This is a genomic window from Cellulomonas sp. EB106-03-03-XG116 (genome assembly GCF_058792015.1).
This window is the reverse complement of the sequence record NZ_JBYTEP010000113.1, coordinates 1-3,422: the sequence shown is the minus strand read 5'-3', so window position 1 is coordinate 3,422 and position 3,422 is coordinate 1. Positions and strand designations below refer to the sequence as shown.

The 3,422-nt window shown below is 78.9% G+C and carries 3 protein-coding genes and 1 pseudogene; 2 read left to right on the top strand and 2 right to left on the bottom strand.

Translation table 11 applies throughout. From position 1 onward, the window contains the following. A partial coding sequence (locus tag AC3WUG_RS19490; protein ID WP_492329183.1) for a PD-(D/E)XK nuclease family protein occupies positions 1-759 on the top strand: 759 nt, incomplete at its 5' end. Between the two features lie 61 nt (positions 760-820). On the opposite strand, the pseudogene AC3WUG_RS19485 reads toward AC3WUG_RS19490, so the two are convergent. Beyond that, positions 821-913, bottom strand: a pseudogene (locus tag AC3WUG_RS19485) (hypothetical protein); the annotation flags it as partial. A gap of 164 nt (positions 914-1,077) precedes the next feature. Next, positions 1,078-2,013: a phosphotransferase gene (locus AC3WUG_RS19480; RefSeq protein ID WP_492329182.1), complete on the bottom strand. Its 936-nt coding sequence runs from the start codon at positions 2,011-2,013 to the stop codon at positions 1,078-1,080. A 151-nt stretch (positions 2,014-2,164) separates the two neighbouring features. Between AC3WUG_RS19480 and nudC the strand changes: the two genes are divergently transcribed. Next, on the top strand, positions 2,165-3,422 hold a 1,258-nt coding region (gene nudC / locus AC3WUG_RS19475), incomplete at its 3' end, for an NAD(+) diphosphatase (protein ID WP_492329181.1).

The following is a 3,422-nucleotide window of genomic DNA, read 5'->3' as shown; positions in this document are numbered from 1 at the left end:
CGGGACGAGCGCGCGGCGGCCGGCGGGGACGCGGCGCGCGGCGCGGGGGCGGAGCGCCGGACGGCCTGGGACCGGACGGTCGACCTGCTGCTCGCCGAGCGCGCGCTGGAGTCCCGGCCGCGGCCCGAGGTCGAGCTGCCCGCGCACCTGTCCGCGTCCGCCGTGGTCCGGCTGGCCGCCGACAGCGGGGAGTTCGCCCGGGCGCTGCGCCGGCCGGTGCCGAACCGCCCGTCGCCGCAGGCCCGGCGCGGCACCCAGTTCCACGCGTGGGTCGAGGGGTTCTTCGGCTCGCCGGCGCTGGTCGACCTCGACGACCTGCCCGGCGCCGACGACGACTCGGTCCCGGTCGACGCCGACGAGGCCGCCCTGCGCGCCGCGTTCCTCGCGACCCCGTGGGCCGCGTTGGAGCCGGTCGCGGTCGAGGTCGACGTCGAGACCACCGTCGCCGGCTACGTGCTGCGCTCCCGCATCGACGCCGTGTTCCGCGACCCCGACCGCCCCGGGGACCGGGACGCGGTGGTCGTCGTCGACTGGAAGACCGGTGCCCCGCCGACCGACCCGGACGCCACCGCGGTGCGGGAGCTGCAGCTCGCGGTGTACCGGCTCGCGTGGTCCCGGTGGACGGGCACCCCGCTCGACCGGGTGAGCGCGGCGTTCTGCTACGTCGGCTCGGGGCGCACCGTCCGTCCGGCGCGGCTGCTGGGCGCGGACGAGATCGAGCGCCTGCTCCTGGCGGCCACGGACGGCCCGGGCGCCTGACGCGCGGCTCGGGCGGAAGCGACGACCTCACCTCCAGGCCGGCGGGGAAGGCGCAGCGCGGGCAGTGCCAGGTCTCGGGCGCCTCGGCGGCGGCGGCGGCCTCCTCGGCGAACGACGGCCGGGTCTCGTGGCCGTTCGCGCACCGGCGGGAGATCCACAGCCCGCGAACCCGGCAGCGGTCGCCGACCGGGAGCCGGCGAGGTCGTCACTCGCTCGCGAGGTCGTCACTCGTGTGTGACGACCTCACCGGCATGTGACGACCTCACGTGCAGGCGAGGTCCGCACGCGCACTCCTCCGCGCCGCGGCCGGAGCCGGCGTCAGAGCGGGGCCGCGCCCGGCTCCGCGACGTCGCGGGTCTGCTCGTCCAGCTCGTCGAGCATCTGGACCGCGTCCGCGACCACCTCGTCGTCGCCGGACCGCACGCCGTAGAGCAGCCACCGCGCCAGCGCGAGCTCGCCCGCGAGCAGCGCGCGGTCGGCGAGGTGCGGGTCGGTGAGCTCGGTGCGGCGCAGCTGGTACGCCTCCATGATCGAGTCGACCGAGTCCTGCGGCGCGGCGACGAGCAGCCACGCGAGGTCGTCGGCGGGGTCGGCGACCTTGGCCTCGCCCCAGGAGGTCACGCCGGTCACGGCGCCGTCGGCGACGAGCACGTGGTCGGCCGACAGGTCGCCGTGCACGACGACGGGCGCGAACTTCCAGACCGCGACGTCCTCGAGCCGCTCCTCCCAGCGCCGCAGCAGGGTGGCGGGCACGCGGCCGGTGCGGGCGGCCTCGTCGACCTCCGCGAGCCGGCGCGCGCGGTACGCCGCCGCGTCGTAGACCGGCAGCCCGGCGTCCTCGACGAGCGCCACGGGCAGCTCGTGCAGCGCGGCGATCGACCGGCCGAGCGAGGCGGCGATCCCGGGCCCGGGGGCGACGCGCTCCAGGTCGACCGGGCGGCCCGGCAGCTCGCGGTGCACGACCACGCGGCCGCCCTCCTCGAGCGGCGCGGCGCCCGCGACCCGCGGCACGTCGAAGGGCAGCCTCCCGGCGTCGACGTGGTCGCCGAGCGCGCCGAGCAGCACCAGCTCGGCCTCGAGCGCGGCGCCCGCGGCGGCGCTCCGCGGCGCGCGCACCACCCAGTGCCGGCGCTGGCCGTCGGTCACCAGGGCGACGTCGTCGTCCCCCGCGGCCGCGGCGGCCCGCACCTCGCGGGCGTCGAAGCCCGGGACGGCGACGGTCGCGAGAGCGGCGAGAGCAAGGGGAGAACGCACCGTCCCAGGGTAGGACCCCGGCGCGCCCGGGGCCGGTCCGCGCGGCGCCGGGCGTGTCACCGGGCGGTCGCCCGGCCGACGTGGCGCGGGTCGCACCGCCGCCGGTCGGCCGTCGACTGCGACCGGCGCGCGCGACGCGTACGGTGGCGACGTGTTCGCCTCCGACCTCCCTCTGTCGCGGACGGTCACGGACCGGGCCGCGGACCTCCGCGGTGACGAGGACCTGCTGCCCGCGCTGCTCGACGACGCCTCCACCCGCGTGCTGCTGGTCTCCGGCGCCCGGGTCGTGACCCGCCGCCGCGGCCGCCGGCCGGCGCTCGCGCTGTACACCCCGCAGGAGGCGGCGCTGCGCGCGCCGAGCTCGTCGCTGGCGGAGCGGTGGGCGTTCCTGGGCTACGACGACGCGGACCGGGTGCCCGGCGTCGCGCCCGGCGAGACCCGGCCCGGCGGCCCGGCCTACCTGGCGCACCACGTGCCCGAGGGCGGGACCGCGGCGCTGCCCGCGGGCGACGAGTGGACCGCGCTGCGCGAGGTCGGCGGCGAGCTGTCGGCGCGAGACGCCGGCCTCGCCACCGCCGCCGTCGCGCTCTACGAGTGGCACGTGCGGTACCCCCGGTGCCCGCGGTGCGGCGCGGAGACGCAGCCGGTGTCGAGCGGCTGGGTGCGCCGCTGCCCGGTCGACGGCTCGGACCACTACCCGCGGACGGACCCGGCGGTGATCATGGCGGTCGTCGACGAGGCGGACCGGCTGCTGCTCGCCAACTCGGCGGCGTGGCCGACGCACCGGTTCTCGACGCTCGCGGGCTTCGTCGAGCCGGGGGAGTCCGTCGAGCACGCCATCCGCCGGGAGGCGCGCGAGGAGACCTCGGTCGTCGTCGGCGAGGTCGAGTACCGGGGCAGCCAGCCGTGGCCGTTCCCCGCGTCGCTGATGCTGGGCTTCCGCGCCCGGGCGCTGTCGACCGAGATCACCGTCGACGGCGACGAGCTGCGCGCCGCGCGCTGGTTCGACCGGGAGACGCTGCGCGCGGAGGTGGAGTCCGGCTCGGTCGTGCTGCCCCCGGGCACGTCGATCGCCCGGGCGCTGATCGAGGACTGGTACGGCGGGCCGCTGCCCACCGACCCGCTGCGGGACGGCTGGAGCCGCGGGGCGGTGCCGCCGGCGGAGCAGGCCGCGTCGCCCGCGCCCGAAGCGCCCGCCGCGTCGCCCGCGCCCGCGTCGTCCGAGCGGAACGGCGAGGTCCCGGCCGTGGAGCCCGCGCCCACCGCCGAGCCGACGCCCGCCGCGCAGCCCCCGGCCACCCGGCGCCAGGGCCGGCGCGCCGCCCCCGCCCCCGCGGACGAGGGCCCTGTCTCTTCTACCCATCTCCGAGCCCACGAGACATGGCGCCTGATCTGGGGGGGGGGGGCGT